The organism is Streptomyces sp. NPDC050564 (assembly GCF_044457265.1).
Taxonomy (GTDB): domain Bacteria; phylum Actinomycetota; class Actinomycetes; order Streptomycetales; family Streptomycetaceae; genus Streptomyces.
In genome coordinates this window covers 176,562-198,871 of record NZ_JBITGS010000021.1, presented here as the reverse complement: position 1 = coordinate 198,871, position 22,310 = coordinate 176,562, and the positions used below count along the sequence as shown (strand labels likewise).

Below are 22,310 nucleotides of genomic sequence, written 5' to 3'. Positions count from 1 at the left end.
CTCTCAGGCTTTCCTCCGGGCGCTTCCCTTCGGTCTTGCGTTTCCGACTCTATCAGATCTTTTTCCGATCCGATTTCCTCGGTGCTTTCCAGGTTCCCCGCTTTCGCGTTTCCCTTTCCGGCGGTTCCGACTTTATCAGAAGTCTTGGACCGGACTGACCGGCATCCATTTCTGAATCATCGGGAATGGCTTCCCGGAAATCGATTGTTTCCGGAAGCAGACAGAGACTAACTGCTGCCACCGGACATGTCCAGTTCTAGGCAACTGTTCGAATCTACCTCCCCACTCGCTCCGTGTCAACGGCTCTTGTGGGGCGAGGAGGAGACTAGCAGGTCAGCGGGTGTGCCCGCACATCAGGCGGCCATCGGGAGGACGGCGCTGCGCTCGGACTCGTACACGTCACCCGTGTCGCCGGCACGTGCCGCACGACCACCCAGGACGTAGACGTACGCAAGAAAGGCCAGTTCAGCCGCGATTCCGATGCCTATGCGGGCCCAAGTGGGGAGGCCGGACGGCGTGACGAAGCCTTCGATGGCGCCCGAGACGAAGAGGATCAGTGCCAGGCCGACCGCCATCCCAAGGGCGGCTCGACCCTCTTCTGCGAGCGCGGTACGGCGGGAGCGCGGGCCAGGGTCAATCACGGTCCAGCCCAGTCGCAGACCTGTGCCCGCGGCGACGAAGACGGCGGTCAGTTCCAGCAGGCCGTGTGGGAGGACCAGCCCCAGGAAGGTATCGAGGCGGCCGGCCGAGGACATCAGGCCGATGCCGACACCCAGGTTGAGCATGTTCTGGAAGAGGATCCAGAGGACGGGGATGCCTAGGAAGACGCCGAGGACCAGGCACATCGCGGCGGCCTGGGCGTTGTTCGTCCACACCTGGGCCGCGAAGGAGGCGGCGGGGTGGCTGGAGTAGTAGGTCTCGTACTCGCCACCGGGGCGGGTGAGGTCACGCAGTTCGCTGGGGGCGGCGATCGAGGACTGGACCGCGGGGTGCGTACCGATCCACCACCCAAGAAGGGCCGCGATGACAGTGGAGACGAGCGCCGTGGGCACCCACCAGTGGCGCGAGCGGTAGACCGCGGCCGGGAAGCCGCGCGTCAGGAAGCCGGTGACATCGCGCCACGAGGCACGGCGGGTGCCTGTCACCACGCTGCGCGCGCGTGCCACGAGTTGGCTGAGGTGGCCTGTGAGCTGGGGATCCGGGGCGCTGGACTGGATCAGAGACAGGTGGGTGGCGGTGCGTTGGTACAGGGCGACGAGTTCGTCGGCCTCGGCTCCGGTGAGGCGGCGCTGGCGGCGCAGCAGGGCGTCGAGCCTGTCCCACTCGGCGCGGTGGGCGGACACGAAGACGTCGAGGTCCATCGGGTTGGCTGCTCCTCGGCTGCTCGTCGTGGGTGTCAGCTTGTCGTACTGCGGCGCGATGTGCCCTCAGCTTGGCAGACTGGCCGTTCTCGGGGCAGGTCAGGGGAAGGACGGCGAGCGTGAGTGAGCTAGTGACGGGCGAGGCGGTAGCGCTGGAGCTGCGCCCCGCGAAGCTGCCGAGCCGGGCGCTGGCCGTGCTGCTCGACCTGGTCGTGGCCGTGGCCGTCTACGTCATCGTGACCATCGGTCTGGTGGCTTCGACGGCCGCCCTGGATGATGCGGCGCAACTCGCGATCTCGATCGCGAGCTTCGTTCTCGTGCTCGTGGGCGGGCCGATCGCGGTGGAGACGCTCAGCCACGGTCGCTCGCTCGGGAAGCTGGCCTTCGGGCTGCGGGTGGTGCGGGACGACGGAGGGCCGATCCGGTTCCGGCATGCGCTCGTGCGCGGTGCCGTCGGGGTGGTCGAGATTCTGATGACGTTCGGAATCGTCGCGTGCATCGCCTCGCTGGTGTCGGCGCGGGGGCGGCGACTCGGTGACGTGTTCGCGGGGACTCTCGTCGTACGGGAAAGGATTCCGGTCGGCCGCATGCCCTTCGTACCTCCGCCGCCGCCCTGGCTGGCAGGTCGGTTCTCCGCGCTTGATCTTTCCGCGGTGCCGGATGGGCTGTGGTTGGCCATTCGCCAGTACCTGACCCGGATGCACCAGCTGGATCCTCAGGTCGGCGGGGCGATGGCGGAACGGCTGGCCATGGATCTCGCTGCTCGTACGGGGGCTCCGGCGCCACAGGGGATTCCGGCGGCCGCGTACCTGGCGGCGGTGATGCAGGAGCGGCAGGCGCGGGAGGCTCGGCGGGCGTTCGGGAACAGAGAGGCCGGGATCACTCACCCGGCCCCGGGTGGCTACCCCCCGCAGCGGGGCTCGGGTGGGTACCCGAGCGGGGCAGGACCAGCGGCACAGACCCCGGGCGCAGGCGCACACTCCTACCCGTCGGCTCCGCATGGACCGTCAGCGACTCCCGGGGCGGCGTCGCAACAGGCGCCGCAAGCTCCCCAGCCCGCCGTGCAGCAGGCCGACCACGTCGATCGCCCCCCGACGGGCTTCGTGCCGCCCGCGTGACCGGACGTCTCTCCCGGCTCGGAGGGGCCGCGAGAGGCGTCGCCGAGCGCCGGCACGTGGTCCGCCAGGGCATGGCCGGCGGATGTACGTCGGGACGTCGTGGTCAGGTGAACACCGACGGCGGTGATTCGAGGTGTTCCAGTTCGATGCCGGGTGCCGCGAGCACCACGTCTCCCGATACGTGCACGGCGTGCTGCTCACCCGTGTCCAGCGCTGTGACCTGGTATTCGTCCACGGTCAGAGGGCCGTTGTCAGTGGCGTGTGTTTCTCTCGAGATCAAGGCCCAGGACTGGTCGAGGGTGCGCGGGGCGAGGACCGGGTCCGTGAAGGCGACGAGGCGTACGCGGGTCGCGGAGGCGAAGGGGGCGAGGCGAAGGAGACGGGCGGTGGCGATGAGGAACGCGGGGGACGTGCCGGTGAAGGCGTGAGCGGGGACATTGCCTTCGGTGGCCTGTGCGCCCGAGGGGTCGGTGCGGACCCAGGTCACGCCGTCGAGGGCGGCGCCGCGGACCTGCCAGCCCGCCGCGTGCAGTTCGAGTCGGATGGGGCGGCCGAGGTCGTCGAGGGCGAGGTCGACGGAACCGGCTTGGTCGCCGGAGGGGGTGGTGAGTTGGGAGACGTAGCGCCAGCCGGAGGGGCCGGGCGCGCAGTGGAAGTGCTCTTCAGCGAGGGGGGTGTGATCGTGCGGATCATGGAGCGAATATCGGCCGCGTGGCATGGTCGTTCAGGTCCTCATCGGGGACAGGCCCCCGCCACGGGGGCGAGGGCCTGCTGACATCCGTACGCCGAGCGGTGGTACCGCTGCTCGGCCGGGTGCTGTGCGGGGTGCTCAGTAGCGGTAGTGGTCCGACTTGTACGGGCCCTCGACCTCGACACCGATGTACGCGGCCTGCTCGGGGCGGAGTGTCGTCAGCTTCACGCCGAGCGCGTCGAGGTGGAGGCGGGCGACCTTCTCGTCCAGGTGCTTGGGCAGCACGTAGACATCGGTCGGGTACTCCTCGGGCTTGGTGAACAGCTCGATCTGGGCCAGCGTCTGGTCCGCGAACGAGTTGGACATCACGAACGAGGGGTGACCGGTGGCGTTGCCCAGGTTCAGCAGGCGGCCCTCGGACAGCACGATGATGACCTTGCCGTCCGCGAACTTCCAGGTGTGGACCTGCGGCTTGACCTCGTCCTTGACGATGCCGGGGATCTTCGCGAGGCCGGCCATGTCGATCTCGTTGTCGAAGTGACCGATGTTGCCGACGATCGCCTGGTGCTTCATCTTGGCCATGTCGGAGGCCATGATGATGTCCTTGTTGCCGGTCGTGGTGACGAAGATGTCGGCCTTGTCGATGACCTCGTCGAGGGTCGTGACCTGGTAGCCGTCCATCGCCGCCTGGAGGGCGCAGATCGGGTCGATCTCGGTGATGATCACGCGGGCGCCCTGTCCACGCAGGGACTCCGCGCAGCCCTTGCCCACGTCGCCGTAGCCGCAGACGACGGCGGTCTTGCCGCCGATGAGCGTGTCGGTGGCGCGGTTGATGCCGTCGATCAGGGAGTGGCGGCAGCCGTACTTGTTGTCGAACTTCGACTTGGTGACGGCGTCGTTCACGTTGATCGCCGGGAACAGCAGGGTGCCGTCGCGGTGCATCTCGTACAGGCGGTGTACGCCCGTGGTGGTCTCCTCGGTCACGCCGCGGATCTCCGAGGCGAGCTGGGTCCACTTCTGCGAGCCGTCGCTGATGGTGCGGTGCAGGAGTTCGAGGATGACGCGGTGCTCGTCGGACTCGGCGGTGTCGACCGAGGGAACCTTGCCGTCCTTCTCGTACTCGACGCCCTTGTGGACGAGGAGGGTGGCGTCACCGCCGTCGTCCAGGATCATGTTCGGGCCGCCGGTGGGGCTGTTCGGCCAGCTCAGCGCCTGCTCCGTGCACCACCAGTACTCCTCCAGGGTCTCGCCCTTCCAAGCGAAGACCGGAACGCCCTGAGGGTTCTCGGGCGTGCCGTTCGGGCCGACCGCGATGGCGGCGGCGGCGTGGTCCTGGGTGGAGAAGATGTTGCAGGAGGCCCAGCGGACCTCGGCGCCCAGGGCGACCAGGGTCTCGATGAGGACGGCGGTCTGCACCGTCATGTGCAGGGAGCCGGTGACGCGGGCGCCCGCGAGGGGCTGCGCCTCGGCGTACTCCTTGCGGATCGACATCAGGCCGGGCATCTCGTGCTCGGCGAGGGTGATCTCCTTGCGGCCGAAGGCGGCCAGGGAGAGGTCGGCGACCTTGAAGTCCTGTCGGTTGTCGACAGTCGTCATTGCGAGCTGCTCCTCGGGATTGGGGCGAGGTGGATACGGCTGGTCTGCGCGGCGGCTGGCATACGCATGCCCGAGCGAGGCACGGACGTGCCCAGCACGGCACACGGAGTGCCTGGTGCGCGCAGCGCAGTCCGTCGGAGGCCCTCTCTCCCTCGGCCGGTCCGCGGTGGGACCGCCCGACCGCCATCAGCAGCGACGTCTGGCTCAGTCACCAAGCTACACCGGTGGACCCGGCCCTCCCCAGTCCGCCTCCGGACACCACGGCGTCCCGTGCACAGGCATCAGGCCGATAACGGAACGTCCTCGGGATCGATGACAGCCGGTCCTCGGCAGGGCCGACAGGGGCTGTCGGACCAGGGCATTCGGGGACGTCCGGAGCCTTTGATCCTGGGCTTGGGTGTTGCAGGATGCGGGAGATCGCGGCCATGCGAGCGATCTTGCGGAGCGTCCGGGACGGCGCTCCGCGTGACGAAGGCGTCAAAGGCGTTAGGAGATCCACGTGACCAGTCCGGCCGGCCCTCCCCCCACGGGCAACGGCGGTGGCGAGCAGAAGCGGTTGAAACTGCTCGCGGTGACCGCATGCCCGACCGGCATTGCCCACACGTACATGGCGGCCGAGAAGCTCTCGCAGGCTGCGGAGCGCCTCGGTATCGAGATGAAGGTGGAGACCCAGGGATCCATCGGAGCCGAAAACGTACTGAGTGACAACGATGTCAAAGCTGCGGAAGGCGTCATCGTCGCTGCCGACAAGGACGTGGACCTGAGCCGGTTCGCGGGGAAGCGGGTCATCACCGCCGGGGTCGCCGAGGGGATACACCATCCGGAGCGGCTGATAGAGCGGGTGCGATCGGCGCCGGTGCACAGGGCGGGCAGTACCGCCGAGGCGACGAGCGGCGGCGGCAAGGAGCGGAGCCTGGCGTACAAGGCGCTGATGAACGGGGTCAGCTACATGATCCCGTTCGTCGTCGTCGGCGGGCTGCTGATCGCGATATCCCTCTCGCTCGGCGGGCACACGGACCCGTCCGGCGGTCTGGTCATCCCGAAGAACTCCTTCTGGATGGACGTCAACAACATCGGTGTCATCGGCTTCACGCTCATGGTTCCGATCCTGTCCGGCTACATCGCATACGCGATCGGGGACCGGCCGGCGCTGGTTCCCGGCATGATCGGCGGCTGGATCGCCAACACCGGTTCGCTGTACGACTCCAAGGCGGGCGCGGGCTTCATCGGGGCGATCGTGACCGGGTTCCTGGCCGGTTGTCTGGTGCTGTGGATCAAGAAGGTCAGGGTCCCGAAGTTCGTGCAGCCGATCATGCCCATCATCGTGATCCCGATCGTGGCAACGACGGCGCTCGGCCTCTTCTTCATCTACGTCGTCGGCAAACCCATCTCCTGGGTCTTCGAGCATCTGACCAGCTGGCTGAGCGGGATGACGGGGACGAGCGCGGTGCTGCTCGGCGCGATTCTCGGCCTCATGATCGCGTTCGACATGGGCGGGCCGGTCAACAAGACGGCCTTCCTCTTCGGTGCCGGACTCATCGCGACGGGCAATCAGACCGTCATGGGCATGTGCGCCGCCGCGATTCCCGTCATGCCGCTCGGTCAGGGCCTTGCGACGCTGATCCGGAAGCGGCTCTACACCGAGCAGGAGCGCGAGACCGGACTGGCCTCGCTGTTCATGGGCTGCTTCGGCATCTCCGAAGGTGCGATTCCGTTCGCGGCCGCGCGGCCCGCGCAGGTCATCCCCGCGAACATGCTCGGCGGCGCGGTCGCCGGAGCGGTCGCCGGGCTCGCCGGGGTCAAGGACGCGGTCCCGCACGGCGGGCCGATCGTGGCGGTGCTGGGTGCCGTGAGCGGCGTACCGATGTTCTTCGTCGCCGTGCTCATCGGCACGGCGGTGACGGCGCTGACGACCGTCACCCTGGTCGACCTCGGTGAGCGCAATCGGCGCGGGGAGGCGCTGGTGCCCACGCCTCGGCGCGCTCCGGAGCCCGCGCTCGCCGGCGTGGGCGCCGGTCTCGACACGGCCACCGCTACGACCGCCACCGCCACCGCCGTACAGATGATGTCCGGCACCGCTTCGGACGGCGCCGAGCCCGAAGTCCTCTCCGGCTACCTCACCGAGCGGACCGTCAGGGTTCAGCTCGAATCCCGGGACAAGGAGTCCGCGATTCGGGAGATGGCCGGGCTGCTGGCCGCCACCGGGAAGGTGGCCGATGTGGAGGAGTTGGTGCGGACCGCCCTGCGGCGGGAGGAGCAGGGGACGACGGGACTCGGGGAAGAGATCGCGATTCCGCATGCCAAGACGGATGCGGTGACCGCGCCGATCGTCGGGTTCGCGCGGTCCGCCGAGGGCATCGAGTGGGGTGCGCTCGACGGGACCAAGGCCAAGCTGGTCTTCATGATCTCCGTACCGGAGGCGGCCGCGGGCGACGAACATCTGCGGATTCTGGCGCTGTTGTCGCGCAAGTTGGTGGATCCCGGGTTCCGGGAGCGGCTGACGGCGGCGCCGGACGAGCGCGCGGTCCTCGGCGTGCTGGGCGAGATCCAGTAGCCGTACCGGCCATGGCGGGTCCCGTAGCCGGAAGGCTCGGGGCCCGCCGTCGTCCGTTCACAGCGAAGCGCTAGCCTCGGCGCGCGCGGGAGTGCCGTGCGGGGAGGGGATGGGGATGCGGAGGGGGCGAGGACTGGCGGTCACGGCGTGGGTGCTGGGGCCGTTGGGGCTGGTGATGCTGATCGGGTCGCTCATGTACGCGCGAGGTGCGTATACGACGGCCACGGTGCGGGGCGGGAGCATGACGCCCACGTACACCGTCGGTGAGCGGCTCGTCTTCGAGCGCGTCGGCGGGGAGGAGGTGCGGCGCGGTGACGTGGTGCTGTACTCCGCGCCGGAGCGCTACGGACCGGGGGTCAGTGTCATTCAGCGCGTCATCGGGGTCGGCGGCGACCGCGTGGCCTGCTGCGGCGGCAAGGGGACGGACGAGCGGATCACCGTCAACGGGAAGCCGCTCGACGAGCCGTATGTGCAGGACGGCGTGGTCGACGAAATGCAAAGGCAGTACGACCCGTACGACGTCAAGGTGCCTGAAGGACGGCTGTTCCTGCTCGGCGATCACCGCCTGAACGCAAGGGACTCCCGCTACTTCCGCGACGACCACGGCGGGACCGTGCCCGTCAGCGCGGTGCAGGGACGGGTGACCGAGGAACGCGCGGTGCCCATCGCCCTCGCGATGACCGGGATGCTCGGGGTACCCGTCGTACTTGCCGGAGTCGGCTTCGGGATCGCCGCCCTCGTCGTACGGCGGCGGAGTCGGGCGGTGCCTCCGATGCCGCCGTGGGCCGTGCAGGTCTGACAGACGTATCGGGCCGGGCAGGCCTGACGGACGTATCGGGCCGGGCAGACCTGACAGACGTATTGGCCGTGCAGATCTCACGGACGTATGACGGCGGGGCCCGCCTGGACGACTCCAGGCGGGCCCCCGTCACGTACAGGAAGAAATCAGTGCGACTGTGCCGGTCCCCCGGGCGTTGCCTCGGGGTCCGGGCCCTTGGCCGCCTTCGCCTCGCTGTAGATGTCCGGCTCCAGGTAGATCACGCGGGCGATCGGGACGGCGGCGCGGATACGGAACTCGGCGGCGTCGATCGCGGAGGCGACCTCGGCGGCCGTGTCGTCGTGCTGGACGGCGATCTTCGCGGCGATCAGGAGCTCCTCCGGGCCGAGGTGGAGGGTGCGCATGTGGATGATGCCGGTGACGGTGTCGCCGTCGACGATGGCGTCCTCGATCTTCTTGACTTCGTCGGTGCCCGCTGCCTCTCCGAGGAGGAGGGACTTGGTCTCCGCCGCCAGGACCAGGGCGATCAGGATGAGCAGCACACCGATGCAGACCGTGCCGATGCCGTCCCAGATGCCGTCGCCGGTGAGCAGGGCCAGGCCGACGCCGCCGAGCGCGAGGACCAGACCGATGAGCGCGCCGAAGTCCTCCAGGAGGACGACCGGCAGTTCGGGGGCCTTGGCACGGCGGATGAACTGCGACCAGGAGTGCGTGCCGCGCAGCGCGTTGGACTCCTTGATGGCCGTGCGGAAGGAGAAGCCCTCGGCGATGATCGCGAACACCAGGACGCCCACCGGCCAGTACCAGTGCTCGATGTCGTGCGGGTGCTTGATCTTCTCGTAGCCCTCGTAGACGGCGAACATGCCGCCGACCGAGAAGAGGACGATCGAGACGAGGAAGGCGTAGATGTAGCGTTCGCGGCCATAGCCGAAGGGGTGCTGCGGGGTCGCCTCGCGCTGGGCCTTCTTGCCGCCGATCAGGAGCAGGGCCTGGTTGCCGGAGTCGGCGAGCGAGTGGACGCCCTCGGCGAGCATCGAGGACGAGCCGCTGAAGGCGAACGCGACGAACTTCGATGCCGCGATCGCGAGGTTGGCGCCGAGTGCCGCCACGATCGCCTTGGTGCCGCCTGACGCGCTCATGTGTCCGGGGTGTCCCTTCGCCTTCGCCTCTGTCCGTCGCCGGGCCTTTGCCAGCCCTTTGCGACGGGCCATTCTTGCAGCCCTGTGCGACAGCGGCGCCTCAGGCCACCACAGTTACCCCGTCAGGCCACCACGGTCGCGCGAAAGATCGTGCCATTCCCGGACGCTTCGGCCTTTTCGCCGGCCGGTACGAAGACCGACTGCCCGGGGGCCAGCGTGATGCCGTCCGCGCGCACCGAACCCGCCGTGCAGAGCAGGATCTGCGGGGTCGCACGGGTGAGGTCCCGCGGGGCGGCGCCCTCCGCCAGGACGAAGCGGGAGAGGCGGAACTCGTCGATGGGAGTCGCGTAGACCTCCTCGCCGTCCGGGGAGGCCTCCGGGCGCAGTACGCCGGGGTCGCCCGCCTCGAAGCGGACGACGCGCAGGAGTTCGGGGACGTCGACGTGCTTGGGGGTCAGACCGCAGCGCAGGACGTTGTCGCTGTTGGCCATGATCTCGACGCCCAGGCCGTTCAAGTACGCGTGCGGAACGCCCGCGCCTAGGAACAGGGCCTCGCCGGGCTGCAGTTGGACGTAGTTGAGCAGCATGGCGGCGATGACGCCGGGGTCGCCCGGGAAGTGGTGGGCGAGGTCGGCGTAGGGGGCGTACGCGCCGCCGAGCCGGGCGCAGGCGGCCGTGGCCTCGGTGACCGTGCGGGCCATGTCCTCGGGGTCCGCGCTCAGCACCGCCGTCAGCACCTCGCGCAGCGCCGCGTCCTCCGGGTGCGCGTGCAGCAGGTCGACATACGGCTTGAGGGAGTCGACGTCGAGACCCGCGAGGAGCTCGGCGGCCTCGTCGGGGGTACGGAAGCCGCACAGGCCGTCGAACTCCGTGAGGGCGCAGATGAGTTCGGGCTTGTGGTTGGCGTCCTTGTAGTTGCGGTGCGGGGCGTCGATCGGGACGCCACGGCGCTCCTCGTCCTCGTAACCCTCCTTGGCCTGCTCCAGGTTCGGGTGCACCTGGAGGGAGAGGGGGGCGCCGGCGGCGAGGACCTTCAGGAGGAACGGCAGGCGGGGGCCGAATTTGGCGACGGCTCCGCGGCCGAGTTCCTGCTCGGGGTCCTCGCCGATGACCTCGTTGAGCGGACCGCGCGCGGTGCGCGAGGGTGCGCCCGGGTGGGCGCCCATCCACATCTCCGCCTGCGGCTCACCGGTCGGCTCCACACCGAGCAGCTGCGGGATGGCGGTCGTCGAACCCCAGGCGTAGGGGCGGATGGTGTTGTCGAGGCGGTCCATGCGGTCTCTGCGGTTCCTTCTGGGTACGACGCGGGCGACGCGGGTCCCGCCTCCGTGCCCGAAGGTCACGGTGGCGCTTGTTCGTGTTCTCCGCGTACGAAGGTCAGGGTGTCGGAGTCAAGGTCAGGCCCCCGAAGCGAGCGCCAGGTAAATGGCGGCGAAATCCGTGATGGCGATCAGCTCGGCCAGGGTCTCCAGCTCGTCGCCCTCCTCCGGTTCGAGCTCGCTGATCGAGGTGTCGTGGCTGAGGGCGAGTTCGCGGGCGGCGGGCGCCGCGCTGATTCCGCCGATCGGGCGGTCCCGGAGCAGCACCACGCGCGCGTGCAGGGCCTGTGCCTCCTCGACGCGGTCGCGGAAGAAGTCGTCGGGGTCGGCGCCGGCGGCGAGTGCGCCGGCGAGCAGCACGCTGTGCGAGGCGAGCGCCTCCGGGAGTTCGGCGGTGAGCGCGGGCCGGCCCGCGAGCTCGGCAAGCGCCGCGGTGAAACGGCGGCCCGCGGGGCCCGCGGAGGTGCCCTCCGTCCAGATCACCGGGAGGGTCTCGGCCAGCTCGGCGGCGAGCGTCTTGGCCGGGTTGCTGTAGGTCGCGATGGCCGGACCACAGCGCTCCGCGATCTGGTCGAGGCGGTCGGCGACCTTCTGCAGGACCTCGGGCGGGGCCGAGACGAGGCCGGTGCGGTCGAGGAGGGAGAGCAGCGGGGTGAGCAGCGCCCACAGGACGCCGGGCGCGGACGCGGCCAGGGGTTCGTCCTGCTCGTACGGGGCTGTCGCCATCGGTACGAAGAGGCCGTGCGCGCCGTCCACCGACTCGGTCAGCGGCGAGCGGGCCGGGGCCACGGCGGCGACGGTGCAGCCGCGCCGGTAGGCCTGCTCGACCAGGAGTTCGAGCCCTGGTTCGGTGCCGTCCGGTGTGGCGACCAGAAGGAGGTCGACCGGGCCCGCCCAGCCGGGCAGCTCCCAGCGCAGGGCGCCCGCGGCGGGGGCGACACCAGTGGGTGTGAGCCGGGTGAGAGGGCAGCTCGCTCCGGCGAGCGCGCCAAGCAGTTCGGCGACGCCGGTGGCAGCCGTGCCGGGGCCCGCGATCAGGACGGCGCGTGGGCGGCCGTCCGGCTTCAGGTCCGCGATCCCGGCCTCTGCGGCGTGCCGGACCGCGGTACGCACGCGGGCGCCGGCTTCGGCGGCGCCGCGGAGCAGCGCCCGCCGGTCGGCTCTGGCCAGCGCTTCGGGGTCGTCGAGCAGCGATTCGTCGAGCATGGGGTCGGCAGCCTCCGATCGCCGGTGTGTCGCCATGGTGCGGCGCGTTGTGCGCCACGTCGATGCGTCGCGTTGGCGCGCCGCCTTGTCTCGCTTACGCGGGGCGGCGGGCCTCGTCGACAAGCAGTACGGGGATGCCGTCCCGGACGGGGTAGGCGAGGCCGCAGTCCGCTCCCGTGCAGATCAGCTCGCTCTCCTGCTCCTTGAGCGGGGCGTGGCAGGCCGGGCAGGCGAGGATCTCCAGGAGGCCGGCTTCGAGCGGCATGTGGTGTCCTTTCGAACGGGTGGATGCGGCCTGGTCAGAGTACCGCCGGGGCGCGGCGCTGGCTTGTGCGGAGTGCGGTTGCCGTCCCCGGTTGCCGACACTCACAGGTACCCGGGTCGGTGCCTGCGTAGGGTGCGGGGCGGCGATCCCGGCGCCGTACGGGGTGCCCCTGTACCCCTGCGTGCCGCCCCTCGGGGCACGCAGGCCCACGGCTTGGACGGCTGCGATCCCTCAGCCCCTGATGATCTCCAGCACCTCGTCCCGGATCTTCGCCATCGTCGCCTCGTCGCGTGCCTCCGCGTTCAGCCGGAGGAGCGGCTCGGTGTTGGACGGGCGGACGTTGAACCACCAGTCCCCGGCCGTGACGGTGAGGCCGTCGAGTTCGTCGAATCCGACGCCCTCGCGGTCCCCGTACGCGCTCTTGACGGCGGCGAGGCGGGCGGCCTGGTCGCCGACCGTGGAGTTGATCTCGCCGGAGCCCACGTAGCGGTCGTACGCGGCTACGAGCCGGGAGAGCGGGCCGTCCTGGCCGCCGAGGGCGGCGAGGACGTGGAGGGCGGCCAGCATGCCCGTATCGGCGTTCCAGAAGTCGCGGAAGTAGTAGTGCGCGGAGTGCTCGCCGCCGAAGATCGCACCGGTACGGGCCATCTCGGCCTTGATGAAGGAGTGGCCCACACGGGTGCGGACCGGCGTGCCGCCCTGCTCACGGACGACCTCCGGGACCGACCAGGACGTGATCAGGTTGTGGATGACCGTGCCGCCGCCGTGCTTGGCGAGCTCGCGGGAGGCCACCAGCGCGGTGATCGCCGACGGCGAGACCGGGTCGCCGTGCTCGTCCACGACGAAGCAGCGGTCCGCGTCGCCGTCGAAGGCGATGCCGATGTCGGCGCCCTCCTCGCGCACGCGCTTCTGGAGGTCCACGAGGTTCGCCGGGTCGAGCGGGTTGGCCTCGTGGTTGGGGAACGTGCCGTCCAGTTCGAAGTACATGGGGACGAGGTCCAGGGGCAGGCCGGCGAAGACCGTGGGGACCGTGTGCCCGCCCATACCGTTGCCCGCGTCGACGACGACCTTGAGGGGGCGGATCGAGGTCAGGTCGACGAGACCGCGGAGGTACGCCGCGTAATCCTCCAACGTGTCACGCTGCGTGATCGTGCCCGGCGTCACGTCCGAGGCCTCCGGGGCGCCCGAGTCGAGCCAGGACTCGACGAGTTCGCGGATCTCCGAGAGGCCGGTGTCCTGGCCGACCGGGGCCGCGCCCGCCCGGCACATCTTGATGCCGTTGTACTGGGCGGGGTTGTGCGAGGCCGTGAACATCGCGCCCGGCAGGTCGAACTCGCCCGACGCGTAGTAGAGCTGGTCCGTGGAGCACAGGCCGATTTCGGTCACGTGCACACCGCGCGCCGCCGCGCCGCGTGCGAAGGCGCGTGACAGCCCGGGCGACGAGGGCCGCATGTCGTGCCCGATCACGATGGCTTCCGCTCCGGTCACCTGGACGAAGGCCGCCCCGAACAGCTCGGCCAACGACTCGTCCCACTGGTCCGGGACCACACCGCGTACGTCGTACGCCTTCACGAGCTGCGACAGATCAGCAGTCACGGCCAACCCTCCAGATGTCCACTTCGGTCGCCCCAAACTACCCGTCCCGACCGACAGTCCGCTGTCGGGCCGCTGAGCGGACGCACATCCGTCACCTGGGGGAAACGCCGCCCGTCAGGACCGCGCCGGTCCGTCAGGGCACCATCCACTCCAGGACCGGCGAACTCTGCCCCACCACGATCAGACACATGATCAGCAGCAGTCCGGCGCTCCAGGGCAGCACCTTGCGCAGCAGGTCGCCCTCGCGGCCCGCGAGCCCGACGGCCGCGCACGCGATGGTCAGGTTCTGCGGCGAGACCATCTTGCCGAGCACACCACCCGAGCTGTTGGCGGCGGCGAGCAGTTCGGGAGACAGTCCCGACTGCCTGGCCGCGCTCACCTGGAGGGCACCGAAAAGGGCGTTCGCCGAGGTGTCGGAGCCGGAGACGGCCACGCCGAACCAGCCCAGAACGGGTGACAGGAAGGCGAGCCCCGCGCCGGCCGCCGCCACGAAGTGGCCGATGGTGGCGGCCTGCCCGGAGAGGTTCATGACGTAGGCCAGGGCCAGCACCGACGTCACGGTGAGGATCGCGTATCTCAACTCGTGTACGGTCGCCGCCCATTCCTCGACCGCCACGCGCGCGTGCACCCCGAGGAGGGCGGCCGTGCACAGCCCGGCGAGGAGCACGAGGGTGCCGCCGGTCGACACCAGGGGCAGCGTGAAGACATTGCCGCCGACCGGCCCGCCGTCCGGGTTCACGACGTTCAGGAACGGCCAGTCGAAAACGCGCGTCGCCTTGGCCGACCAGTCCTTCGCCGCCGGTATCTGCCCGATCGAGAAGATGGCGACGATCAGGGCGTACGGGGCGTAGGCGCGCACGACTTCGGGCCGCGGGTCCTCCTCGTCCAGGTCCTGGCTGCGTACGCCGGTCAGGACCGCGGCGCGTACGGGCTCGGCGGCGGGCCTGCGCGCTTGCGGTACGGCGACCAGGGCAGCCGCGCCCGCCAAGGAGGCACCGATGTCGGCGAGTTGCGCGGAAACGTAGTTCGAGGCGGCGAACTGGGCGGCGGCGAAGGCGACTCCGCACACCAGGGCGGGCACCCACGTCTCGCGCAGCCCGCGCCGGCCGTCGACCAGGCCGACCAGCACAAGGGGCACGACGAGGGCCAGCAGCGGGGTCTGACGGCCCACCACGGAGGCGACGGAATCCAGTGGCAGGCCCGTGACTTGGGCGAGCGTGACGACCGGTGTGCCCATGGCGCCGAAGGCGACGGGTGCGGTGTTGGCGACGAGCGCGACGACCGCCGCGCGCACCGGGTCGAAGCCGAGCGCGACCAGCATCACGGAGCAGATCGCGACGGGCGCCCCGAAGCCCGCCAGGGCTTCGAGGAGCGCGCCGAAGCAGAACGCGACCACGAGCGCCTGGATGCGCGGATCGTCGGACAGCCGCCCGAACGAGCGGCGCAGGATGTCGAAGTGCCGGGTGCGGACCGTCATCCGGTACACCCAGAGCGCGTTGACGACGATCCACAGGATGGGGAAGAGGCCGAAGACGGCGCCCTGGGCGGCGCTGGAGAGCGTCTGACCGACCGGCATGCCGTACGCGAGCCAGGCGACCAGGGCGGCTGCCAGCAGGCCGATGAACCCGGCCCGGTGCGCCTTCATGCGGACGCCGCCGAGCAGGACCAGCACGATGACGAGGGGCAGGGCAGCGACGAGGGCGGACAGACCGAGCGAGTCGGCGACGGGCTTCAGTTCCTGGATGTACACGGGCGCCTCCCCGGTTTCCGTGATGCGGAAAGCGATTTCTCACGGCAAACGGAATGGTCGTGTCCGCAACAACTTCACGTCAATGGGCGTGCGGCACCGAAGGGAATCGGCGTGCGCGAAACTCGCGCTCCGCAACGGCGAGCGGGGGCTCGGGGAAACGGCGTGCGGACGAGTGCGGGGCGGTCAGTTGTCCGGCGAGCGCAGCACGCGCAGATGGCCGCGGCGCGCGACCTCCATCGGGTCCGCCGAGCGAGTGCTGCCGCCGCCACCGGCCTCGGCGGCGCGTTGCTGCGGTCGTGCCGCCTCGCGCACCGCGTTGGCAAGCGCTTCCAGATCGTCGCCGCTGGGGCGGGAGGGAGCCGAGGCATCGGCCAGCCGGACGACCTCCCAGCCGCGCGGCGCGGTGAGGCGCTCGGAGTGCTCCGCACACAGGTCGTAGCAGTGGGGTTCGGCGTAGGTGGCGAGCGGGCCGAGGACCGCGGTCGAGTCGGCGTAGACGTACGTCAGCGTCGCGACGGCGGGACGGCCGCAAGCGGTGCGCGAACAGCGACGTACAGGGCTCACGACGTTGGACGGTACCGCACTCTTGAGCGGGCCGCGACGACTCTCCCCCAGGTCACCCCACCGTGTCGTGCTGTGAGACCGCCCACACAGAGCTCCGAACATCCCGCCCTGACCTGGGGCGACATCACATTCCCCGATCCCGAACGGACCTGAATCCGGTCACCACTTGGTGCAAACCACGTCAATTGCCATGTGAGCGGCGGTCTTGGAGGCATACGGAAACGAGCCCAACCTTGGCTGGAATGGTCATCGAGCGACATCGCGCTTGATCAACGGACTTCGTACCGCCGACGTGATCACCGGGTCTTCGCGCTGCTGACATGATCACCGCGCCGGGTGCCGTCCGCGTGATCACCGCGCCGGACGCCGTCGGTGCGGGCGGCCGCGTGGGGGCCGGGCACCCTGCCCTCACGGGGACTACTCTTCGTCAGTGATGGACAACCCCGTACAGCCCCGCGCCGCCGCACCCGGGCCCCGCCGTCGTGACCGCCATGGCAGGGGCATGCGCGGCCCCGTCGCGCCACCCCAGGTGCCGCTCTCCGCGAGCCGCGCCGAGGTGTTCGCGGACCTGGTCCAGGACTCCGTGGAGCGGCTGGAGCGGCGCTGGCCGCAGCTCGCCGACATCGACTTCCTGGTACTCGAAGTGCCCCGCCTTGAGGGCTCGAGTGAGAGCTGGAGCGACGAGCCGGTACCCCTGGGCGGCACGATCCCCCCGCGGGAGGGTCGCCCCGCGCGCGTGGTCGTCTACCGTCGCCCGGTCGAGATCCGCACCAAGGGGCGCGACGAGCGCGCCGCCCTGGTGCACGAGGTCGTCGTGGAGCAGGTCGCGGAGCTGCTGGGGCTGACACCGGAAACGGTGGATCCGCGGTACGGCGAGGACTGAACCGCCGGGTCCTCGTGGAGGGCCCGGTGGATCATCACCAGCCTCGCGGAGGACTCGGTGGATCATCACCAGGGGTCCACGTGGAGGACCTGGCCGATCACTACCAGAGGGTCCGCGTCGAGGGCCTGGCGGATCACCACCAGAGGGTCCACGTCGGGCACCAGGTAGATCGCTACCAGAGGGTCCACGTCGAGGGCCTGGCGGATCACTACCGGTGCCTCACTACTTCAACAGCACCGAGAGATCCTGCTCCGCCTTCGGCACCGCGACCGTTCCCCGGTCGTCCGGGAGCGTCTGGATCGTGAAGCCGGGCACGCCCTCTTCGGTGGCCGCGAGCATCCGGGAGGCGTAGACAGGGCCTCCGGAGACCGGCTCGACGGTGAGCGCGTACGTCCCCTTGAGGCCGCTCGGGACCGGTGCCTCCACGTTCTGCGTCGTCCCGCCCTTGATCGTGAACGTCTTCGTCACGGCCGTACCGCCCTCGCTGCCCGCGGACGCGGTGACCTTGACCTGGGCGGTGCGTCCGGGGGCGGTCAGGGCGAGCGTGGAGCCCTTGGAGCTGTTGTCGGCGACCGTCGCGCGCGCGCCGACCGGGCTGGTGGCGGGGATGAACGCGGTCTCCTGCTTGTCGCCCTTGCCGCGTACGACGCGCAGGGCGGCGACGACCGGCACCGACGTGCCGGTGGGCGTGAGCACCAGGGAGCCCGCTTCGCCCCGGGTGACGTCGCCGAGGTCGATCGCCGACGTCATGCCGGACTTCACGTGCAGCGTCTCGTTCCCCGCGGGAGTGATCAGCCCGGAGGGCGAGGCGAGGCGTACCTTCAGGTCGGCGTCGGCGTCGCCGGGCACGAAGGCGACCAGACGCACGGACGTGGCGTCCTTCGGGATGCCCGGCAGGACGAGGCTGCCCGAGGCGTCGGTGGACGCGGCCAGCCAGTCGCCACCGAGCTTGTCGTCCAGTGCCTGCACGGCGGCTCCGACGCGGCCGCTGCGGACCGTCACGTGCACGGTGAGGTTGGTCTGCGGGTCGTCCGTGAGCGTGTTCAGCAGGATCGGCTCGCTGGAGTGCGGCTGGACCGTGATCCCGTCGCCCACCGTCGACTTCAGGGTGCCGTCCTTGCCGTACAGCTCGATGTCGACCACGGCGGCGGAGTCGTCGGGGTTGGTCAGGTGCACGTAGTCGGTGCGCTCGGCGGCGGTGCTGGCGCCCGGGAACCAGAACTCGGTGTCCGGGGCGGTGCAGTTGGTGCCGAGCAGACCGCGGCCGGTGCCCGCGGCGACCTCGGTGGTCTCCTGGACGGTCCAGCCGGGCGCGAACTTGCCCTCCGCAGTGCCGACGAGTGCGGGCTCCTCGGCGCCCGAGCTGTCACCGGTGGCCGGCTTGCCGGGCTCCTTGGGTTCCACGACGGGCTTGGCGGCCTTCTTGCCGCTCTTTTGACCGCCGGCCCCGTCCCCCGACTCCTCGGTCGCCGCCTGGAGTTCGGCCTTGCCGTGGGCGCTCGTGCCCTTCGAGACGGGCGTGAACGACGTGTACGCGGTGTCCGCGATGTCGGAGGTGCTCGGCTGCGGGCAGAGCAGGCTGGTGCGCTCCACGGGCAGCTGTGCGGCCGCCTTGGCGGTGCGCCCGCCTGAGGCGGACGGCGCGGAGAGCGTGGCGAATCCGGTGACGGCGGCGAGCGCGGTCGCGCCGGCGATCAGGGACAGGGTGGTGCGGTTCACTGCTGGCTCCCGTCGGGGCGCTCACTGTCGGTGCCGTGCGGCGGCTGCGCGGGCATCTGGGGCTGCGCCGGGTCGTAGCCCTGGCCGGTCGCGTCGTAGCCCTGGCCGTACGTCTGGTCGTACGAGGTCGTGCCCCCGTACGCGTACGGGTCGTACTGGCCGCCCTGGTAGGGGTCCGCCTGGTACGGCTGCTCGTAGGTGCCCGCCGGGTACTGCTGCCCACCCTGGTACTGCTCGCCGCCATAGGTGCCGTATTCGGCTCCCGCGTAACTCGATGTGTCCCACTCGCCGTACGCCTGCTGCTGCGGCACGGCGGCGGGGACGGCCGGGACCTCCTCCTCCGGAGGAGGAAGGGTGTCAGCGTCCTCGGCGGTCTGCTCGGCCTGCTCGGCCTCGGCCTGGGCACGCAGACGGCGGGCGCGGCGGCCCTCGCCCGTGACGTCCTGCGCGGGCACGACCTGCTCCTCGGGGAGGTCGTCGTCGACGTCCCGGCGCCGCCCGGGCAGGGCGAGCACCACGAGGACGACGGCCAGCGCGCCCTGCGCCCACAGCCAGGCCGTGTGGCTCATCGGAGCCTCGAAGGTGACATCCAACTTGCCGCCGCTGCTGGGCAGTTCGAAGCCCTGCGCCCAGCCGTCGACCGTGGTGCCGGTGAGCGGCTTTCCGTCCAGGGTCGCCGTCCATCCCTCGTTGGCCGTGTCGGCGAGGCGCAGGACGCGGCCTTCGGCTCCGGTGGGGATGGTGGTGTGCACCTCGACGGGTCCGGCGGCGATGGACAGCGAGTCGCCGGACTTCGGGACGATCGCGGCGCGCGAGACCTGCTGGTCCACGCGCCACAGGGCGCTGCCGTCCTGCTGGCTGAGCCGGGTGAGGCCCGGCGTGGCGTCCAGGACGCGGCTCACCTCGCGCGGTGCGCCCTTGCGGACGAGGACATAGCGCACGGCGAAGCCGCCGAGTTCGTCGGCCTGGTCGGCGCCCGAGCCGGCCACGAGGTTGGCCACGACCTTGTCGAGCTTCTGGTTCGCGCCGTCCGCCGCCGCGAGCTCGGCGTCGCCGAGGCGGGCGCCGGAGCCGCGCACGAGGGTGTAGCCGACCGTGGCGGCCGAGCGGCTGTCGAGGACGAGGGTGCGGGCCTGGTCGCGGGTACCGCTCTCCTCGGCGACGAACGCGGGCACCTGCACCGGGTCCCGGCGCTCCACCGGCCCGTCGGCGCCCCGGATCATCCATCCGGCGGCGACGAGCAGCGGCCCTGCCGCGCAGGCGAAGGCGATGAGCGCGGCCACCGGCTGGCGCCAGCCGAAGCTCTGCTCGGTCACGCGCGCGCGTGCCCCGTCGGCACCCATCGCTGCGGCGGCGAGCAGTCCGAGGCCGTAGACGAGGGTGGCGGGGCCGGCCCACGTCGAGCTGTTCGACAGGACGGCGAAGACGAGTGCCACCAGGGCGACCGCCCAGGCCGTCCAGATCCCCGCCTGGCGCTGCGTGCGCATCAGGGCGGCCAGCGCGGCCAGCACGATGCCGAACAGCATCAGCCCGCTGACGGTCCCGGGGCCGCCCGGGCTGGCGCCGAGCAGATCGAGCGCGGAGGCCGCGCTGTCGCCGTACTCCAGACCGGCTTCCTTGAAGAAGCCGAACGGGAGCAGCGTCAGCGACCAGGGCGCGAGGATCAGCAGCGGGGTGCCCAACTGGGCCAGGAAGCGCAGCCCATAGGCGGTGATCTCGCTCCGGCGCACCGCGAGGAGTGCGATCCCCAGGACCAGCGCGATGGGCCACACGATCGGGGTGAACGCCGTGATGAACGTGAGCAGCAGGGCGTACGCCCAGGTGGCGCGCCAGCTGCCACGCGCTCCGGAGGAGTGGGTCAGGCCGCTCGCGGCGATGCCCGCGCGCGCGAGGAGCGGCAGCAGGATCGCGAGGACGGCGGTGCCGATGCGGCCGCCCGCGAGCGCGCCGGTGGCGGCGGGCAGGAAGGCGTAGGCGACCGACGCCCAGGCGCGCAGCAGGCGCGAATCGACGAGGGGCCGTGAGGCGAAGTACGCGGCGAAGCCGGCCAGCGGCACGGAGGCCACCAGGAGCACGGTGACCGCAAGTCCGGTGGAACCGAGGAGCGACGAGGCCAGCAGCGCGACGAGCGCGAGATAGGGCGGCGCGGACTGGGTGCCGCCCGCGCCCACCGGATGCCAGCCGTCGAGGTAGTGCGACCACAGCTCGGAGGAGTCGGCGGGCGCGGGCAGCAGCGCGCCGCCCGCGAGCGCCCCGCCGCCGAGCAGCTCACGGCAGGCGAGCAGCGAGACGAACAGCAGCACCAGGAAGAGCATCGGACCGGGGTTGCGGGCGACCCGCTTGAGCCGGGCGAACTGCTCGATCTCCAGGAAGTCGGCGTCGTCGCCGCCCGGTCCGGACTCGACCGCGCTGCCGTGCCGTCCGGCACCGGCGGCGACCTCGGGGTCGGAGCGGCCCACCAGGTTGCTCGCGACCTGTTCGACGGTGGCCCGCACGGTCGCGCCGGGCGGCGGGAACAGCGCACGCAGCTCGCCCTTGTCGACCTGTGGCCGGCCGCGCCTGCGCCGCCCCGCGATGATCCGCTCGGGGCGCAGCAGGGTGCCCAGGAGACCGCGGATCTCGTCGACGGCCTGTCCGGGGACCTTGCCGACGAGATAGGCGACCGTGCGCAGCAGGGTGCCGAGGACCAGTCGGATCAGGATCCAAGGCAGCTGTGCCGTACGGGCGTTGACGAGGAGGGTGTAGACGGCGCCCGCCTTGTCGACCTTGTGCGGGGACGCGGAGGTGCGGCCCACGCAGTCGACGGTGCGGCGCTCGCGGGAGGCCGCCTCGGCGTGCCGTACGACCGCTTCGGGGGCGACGAGGACGCGGTGGCCGGCGGCCTGGGCGCGCCAGCACAGGTCGACGTCGTCACGCATCAGGGGCAGTCTGCGGTCGAATCCGCCGAGCTGCTCGAAGACATCGCGGCGGATCAGCATGCCGGCGGTGGACACGGACAGCACGGGGTGGACGTGGTCGTGCTGGCCCTGGTCCTGCTCTCGACGGTCCAGACCCGTCCAGCGGCGGCCGGAGTTGGCGATGGTGACGCCGACTTCGAGGAGCTGACGGCGGTCGTACCAGCCGCGGAGCTTGGGGCCCACGACGGCGACTTCCCTGCCGAGCTCCAGCTCGTTCTCCACGACCCGCAGCAGCTGGGCCAGGGCGTCCGGCTCGGGAGCGCTGTCGTCGTGCAGCAGCCAGAGCCACTGCTCGGGCTCGCCGTGCGGGAGGTCCGGCATGTCGTACGCGTCGTCGCGCCAGGTGCGGGTGACGGGATCCCAGCCGCTGGGGCGCTTCAGGTAGGGCAGGTCGTCCGTGGTGAGCACGGCGGCGCTGCGGGTGGCCTCCTCGACGGCGTGGCCGAAGCCGGTGCGCCGCGCGAGGTGCAGCACGTGGTCGGCGCCGAGCGCGTCGGTCAGCAGCTGGGCGGAGTCGTCCGCGCTGCCGGTGTCGGCCGCCAGCGCGTTCTGCACGGGGCGCTCCTGGCCGAGCAGCCCGGCGAGCGCCTCGGGCAGCCAGCGGGCGCCGTCGTGGGAGACGAGCACCGCGGTCACCACGTGGCGCGGAAACTCGGGCGGGTGGGCCGGGTCGAACGACGCGGTGGCAGCGGCGTGGTGATGGGCTGCCGAATGGCTGTGCACGGACATCGAGGTACGGGCCCCGGTTCGATGGACTGCGGTGGACGTCTGTGCCCGGCGGGGACAGCGGGACGTCTCGGACGAGGGCCCACAC

The 22,310-nt window shown here is 70.9% G+C and carries 17 protein-coding genes; 4 read left to right on the top strand and 13 right to left on the bottom strand.

Features of this window, described 5'->3' with window-relative positions; all coding sequences use genetic code 11:
* Positions 1-353: 353 nt before the first annotated feature.
* Positions 354-1,361 carry a stage II sporulation protein M gene (locus ACIBK0_RS31000; RefSeq protein WP_399087180.1) on the bottom strand — a complete coding sequence of 336 codons (1,008 nt, stop codon included), beginning with the start codon at positions 1,359-1,361 and terminating at the stop codon, positions 354-356.
* Between the two features lie 119 nt (positions 1,362-1,480).
* On the opposite strand from ACIBK0_RS31000, the gene ACIBK0_RS30995 reads away from it, so the two are divergent.
* A complete protein-coding gene (locus tag ACIBK0_RS30995) occupies positions 1,481-2,479 on the top strand; it encodes an RDD family protein (protein ID WP_399087178.1) in 999 nt (332 codons plus the stop codon).
* A 103-nt stretch (positions 2,480-2,582) separates the two neighbouring features.
* On the opposite strand, the gene ACIBK0_RS30990 is transcribed toward ACIBK0_RS30995, so the two are convergent.
* Positions 2,583-3,197 (bottom strand): hypothetical protein, encoded by a 615-nt coding sequence (locus ACIBK0_RS30990; RefSeq protein ID WP_399087177.1) that lies wholly within the window; start codon positions 3,195-3,197, stop codon positions 2,583-2,585.
* A 111-nt stretch (positions 3,198-3,308) separates the two neighbouring features.
* A complete protein-coding gene (ahcY, locus tag ACIBK0_RS30985; RefSeq protein WP_399087175.1) occupies positions 3,309-4,766 on the bottom strand; it encodes an adenosylhomocysteinase in 1,458 nt (485 codons plus the stop codon).
* A gap of 499 nt (positions 4,767-5,265) precedes the next feature.
* On the opposite strand from ahcY, the gene ACIBK0_RS30980 reads away from it, so the two are divergent.
* Positions 5,266-7,320: a fructose-specific PTS transporter subunit EIIC gene (locus ACIBK0_RS30980; RefSeq protein WP_399087173.1), complete on the top strand. Its 2,055-nt coding sequence runs from the start codon at positions 5,266-5,268 to the stop codon at positions 7,318-7,320.
* 115 nt (positions 7,321-7,435) lie between these two features.
* Complete coding sequence (gene lepB, locus ACIBK0_RS30975; RefSeq protein WP_399087171.1) at positions 7,436-8,119, top strand: signal peptidase I; 684 nt, start codon at positions 7,436-7,438, stop codon at positions 8,117-8,119.
* Positions 8,120-8,265: 146 nt separating this feature from the next.
* On the opposite strand, the gene ACIBK0_RS30970 is transcribed toward lepB, so the two are convergent.
* From ACIBK0_RS30970 to ACIBK0_RS30940, 7 genes are all read right to left on the bottom strand, one after another.
* Positions 8,266-9,237, bottom strand: coding sequence for a cation diffusion facilitator family transporter (locus ACIBK0_RS30970; protein ID WP_399087169.1), 972 nt, complete (start codon positions 9,235-9,237; stop codon positions 8,266-8,268).
* A 122-nt stretch (positions 9,238-9,359) separates the two neighbouring features.
* A complete protein-coding gene (gene manA, locus ACIBK0_RS30965) occupies positions 9,360-10,511 on the bottom strand; it encodes a mannose-6-phosphate isomerase, class I (protein ID WP_399087167.1) in 1,152 nt (383 codons plus the stop codon).
* A 123-nt stretch (positions 10,512-10,634) separates the two neighbouring features.
* Complete coding sequence (locus ACIBK0_RS30960; RefSeq protein ID WP_399087165.1) at positions 10,635-11,762, bottom strand: SIS domain-containing protein; 1,128 nt, start codon at positions 11,760-11,762, stop codon at positions 10,635-10,637.
* 94 nt (positions 11,763-11,856) lie between these two features.
* The gene (locus ACIBK0_RS30955) at positions 11,857-12,027 is read right to left on the bottom strand and encodes a Trm112 family protein (protein ID WP_103553626.1); all 171 of its coding nucleotides are present in this window, start codon (positions 12,025-12,027) and stop codon (positions 11,857-11,859) included.
* A 231-nt stretch (positions 12,028-12,258) separates the two neighbouring features.
* Positions 12,259-13,623 carry a phosphomannomutase/phosphoglucomutase gene (locus ACIBK0_RS30950; protein ID WP_399087162.1) on the bottom strand — a complete coding sequence of 455 codons (1,365 nt, stop codon included), beginning with the start codon at positions 13,621-13,623 and terminating at the stop codon, positions 12,259-12,261.
* 133 nt (positions 13,624-13,756) lie between these two features.
* The gene (locus tag ACIBK0_RS30945) at positions 13,757-15,373 is read right to left on the bottom strand and encodes an L-lactate permease (RefSeq protein ID WP_399087160.1); all 1,617 of its coding nucleotides are present in this window, start codon (positions 15,371-15,373) and stop codon (positions 13,757-13,759) included.
* A gap of 183 nt (positions 15,374-15,556) precedes the next feature.
* Positions 15,557-16,039, bottom strand: coding sequence for a DUF3499 domain-containing protein (locus tag ACIBK0_RS30940; protein ID WP_399087158.1), 483 nt, complete (start codon positions 16,037-16,039; stop codon positions 15,557-15,559).
* A gap of 331 nt (positions 16,040-16,370) precedes the next feature.
* Between ACIBK0_RS30940 and ACIBK0_RS30935 the strand changes: the two genes are divergently transcribed.
* A complete protein-coding gene (locus ACIBK0_RS30935; protein ID WP_399087198.1) occupies positions 16,371-16,820 on the top strand; it encodes a metallopeptidase family protein in 450 nt (149 codons plus the stop codon).
* 65 nt (positions 16,821-16,885) lie between these two features.
* On the opposite strand, the gene ACIBK0_RS30930 is transcribed toward ACIBK0_RS30935, so the two are convergent.
* The 3 genes from ACIBK0_RS30930 to ACIBK0_RS30920 are packed head-to-tail and all read right to left on the bottom strand — an operon-like array spanning position 16,886 to position 22,225.
* The gene (locus ACIBK0_RS30930) at positions 16,886-17,029 is read right to left on the bottom strand and encodes a hypothetical protein (RefSeq protein ID WP_399087156.1); all 144 of its coding nucleotides are present in this window, start codon (positions 17,027-17,029) and stop codon (positions 16,886-16,888) included.
* Between the two features lie 13 nt (positions 17,030-17,042).
* Positions 17,043-18,539: a DUF5719 family protein gene (locus ACIBK0_RS30925; protein WP_399087154.1), complete on the bottom strand. Its 1,497-nt coding sequence runs from the start codon at positions 18,537-18,539 to the stop codon at positions 17,043-17,045.
* Positions 18,536-22,225 (bottom strand): glycosyltransferase, encoded by a 3,690-nt coding sequence (locus ACIBK0_RS30920; protein ID WP_399087152.1) that lies wholly within the window; start codon positions 22,223-22,225, stop codon positions 18,536-18,538. The genes ACIBK0_RS30925 and ACIBK0_RS30920 overlap by 4 nt, the downstream gene beginning before the upstream one ends.
* Positions 22,226-22,310 lie beyond the last annotated feature (85 nt).

Bases quoted from the DNA above. Each gene is read 5' to 3' on its own strand.
- ACIBK0_RS30935 (WP_399087198.1), top strand. From the start codon at position 16,371: ATGGACAACCCCGTACAGCCCCGCGCCGCCGCACCCGGGCCCCGCCGT.
- manA (WP_399087167.1), bottom strand. From the start codon at position 10,511: ATGGACCGCCTCGACAACACCATCCGCCCCTACGCCTGGGGTTCGACG.
- ACIBK0_RS30920 (WP_399087152.1), bottom strand. From the start codon at position 22,225: ATGTCCGTGCACAGCCATTCGGCAGCCCATCACCACGCCGCTGCCACC.
- ACIBK0_RS30940 (WP_399087158.1), bottom strand. From the start codon at position 16,039: ATGTTCGGAGCTCTGTGTGGGCGGTCTCACAGCACGACACGGTGGGGT.
- lepB (WP_399087171.1), top strand. From the start codon at position 7,436: ATGCGGAGGGGGCGAGGACTGGCGGTCACGGCGTGGGTGCTGGGGCCG.
- ACIBK0_RS30990 (WP_399087177.1), bottom strand. From the start codon at position 3,197: ATGCCACGCGGCCGATATTCGCTCCATGATCCGCACGATCACACCCCC.
- ACIBK0_RS31000 (WP_399087180.1), bottom strand. From the start codon at position 1,361: ATGGACCTCGACGTCTTCGTGTCCGCCCACCGCGCCGAGTGGGACAGG.
- ahcY (WP_399087175.1), bottom strand. From the start codon at position 4,766: ATGACGACTGTCGACAACCGACAGGACTTCAAGGTCGCCGACCTCTCC.
- ACIBK0_RS30960 (WP_399087165.1), bottom strand. From the start codon at position 11,762: ATGCTCGACGAATCGCTGCTCGACGACCCCGAAGCGCTGGCCAGAGCC.
- ACIBK0_RS30955 (WP_103553626.1), bottom strand. From the start codon at position 12,027: ATGCCGCTCGAAGCCGGCCTCCTGGAGATCCTCGCCTGCCCGGCCTGC.
- ACIBK0_RS30970 (WP_399087169.1), bottom strand. From the start codon at position 9,237: ATGAGCGCGTCAGGCGGCACCAAGGCGATCGTGGCGGCACTCGGCGCC.